Annotated in this window: 2 protein-coding genes; both read right to left on the bottom strand. The window is 41.2% G+C overall.

Annotated features, from left to right (window positions below; all coding sequences use genetic code 11):
- The coding region (locus ACFFUV_RS23325; RefSeq protein WP_390198292.1) for an NUMOD4 domain-containing protein at nt 1-306 on the bottom strand (306 nt) is incomplete at its 3' end.
- Nucleotides 307-1,085: 779 nt separating this feature from the next.
- A partial coding sequence (locus ACFFUV_RS23320) for a hypothetical protein (protein WP_390198291.1) occupies nt 1,086-1,870 on the bottom strand: 785 nt, incomplete at its 5' end.

Raw genomic sequence — 1,870 nt, 5'->3', positions numbered from 1 at the left:
ATTTGAAAATTTATTATTTGCCCTATCCGTGTCTAGATGGTCTATTTCGGTATAATTGTTTGGATTTGGTATAAACATTTTTGCAACTAATACATGAACCGGGAAACGCCTTGCAATTCCTTTATGATTTAATTCTATAATTTTATAACCTTTTACTTTACGTTGTTTCAACACTTTTTCTTTTGCTGTAACAACATACTTGTTACAAATAATATAACTTTTAGGCAAAGACTTTACACGCCCATAATTACTAACTTGATATATCCCTGCATATCCGGGAACATCTTTCCAAATCTCATTTTCCATAATTGCCAACTTTTAAGAACTGCCAACAAATTAGAAACGGGGACGGGCTGTTGGCTTGCCCTTTCGGTCGGTTAATTACTCCGCCTATCCCCGTTGCAAATATAATTATTTATTTACTCATTTTCGTTTTCTCCTTTCTTTTTATTGTTTTTGTCGGGGTCGTCCCCAAATTCTTTTTCCAATCTGTCAATTATCGGTTGCAAATGCGACGGCAAAACCCTTGTAAATTCCAACCGGATAACATGGTATATTATCCGTAAGGCTATTTTCTTCGGGTATGCCTTAATTAAGTTGCGAAACGCATTTTGCAAATATACATACATGAACACGTATGTAATCGACTTAATAACAATCATTGCCGCCCTGTCGTCGCCACATTGCAACATAACGGAATAAATGACGTGTATAATAACGACGTACAAAAGCAATTCCGCCAATGCGTTCTTAAACTTATGGAACGAAAAGCGTTTGCAATTCCTTATCGACACGCCGTCCGCCCTCATTCCCGCCCAAATGTTGAACGCAAACATAATAACTAACGCATACATAAACCCCGCCGTCGGGGTCAGATATGCAAATAACGGGCTTGCGGTCGTGGCGAATATCATACGCCATTGTTCCCAACTAAAAATTTTATCCATATCGTCCATAAATAAAGAGTTAAGGGGGGGCGGTAAACCGCCCCCGTTTTGGTTATTGCTTTATAATCTCGCACAACATAAATTCCGTGCGGTTGTCAACCGCCGTGGTTGTTCCGTTGATAATGTTACGTTCTTGCTTCATTGGGCTTTATAGTTAAATTCGACCGTCATTGTACTTTCGTATGTATCGTTAACCTCCGGGGTTATTGTTCCATTTTCAGACGGGAAACGGCGGTAATACTTGGAATATCCCGGTGTGTCCCAAATGAACATATAACAACTTGCATCGTCGCCCCCTTTAATCAAACGGCTTGTAACCTTTGCCGACAACATATTGTCCGTATGCCACGCCCAATATTGACGGTTTCCAACCCCGGTTGTTGGTGCGGGGGATTTGCCCGATCCGGTATAATCGGTTATAATATATTTTTCATTATAACCTTTATTGGATACCTGTTTGCCAACACATGAAATCCCGTGATACCAAAATAAGGGAACGGCAACCCGGAACGTTAAACGATTGTTCGTTGTATATCCGCAATTCGTAAAAATAGTATGTTTCCAATGGTCGCATACAATCGCATGGTCTGAAAGGACAATAACGGAACTAATCGCCCACGTATTCGACCCGGTTTTTGAGGTCGTCAGCCCGTCAGTACTCGTTAACATACCGTTTGTATCGTATGCCACAATTCCCGTATCCACGCCGTCAATAAGAAAATGATATGTTGTTTGGTCAATAGTCAATACGCCGTCCCCGGTCGCCGCACTTAATCCCGTATCATAATTTGCTTGCCTCCTTGCGGTTTTGTGCATTGTGGAACGTTGCAAATACGAAAATTCGTTGCATTTTATCCAATCGCTTGTCGCATCCCGGAACGCATCCGTTAACGCCACGCCGTCAACAAAGAATGTTACAAAGC

This window comes from Vibrio olivae, from assembly GCF_042428525.1.
Lineage (GTDB): Bacteria > Pseudomonadota > Gammaproteobacteria > Enterobacterales > Vibrionaceae > Vibrio > Vibrio olivae.
The sequence above is the reverse complement of the archived record's forward strand: the minus strand, read 5'-3'. Positions and strand labels throughout refer to the sequence as shown.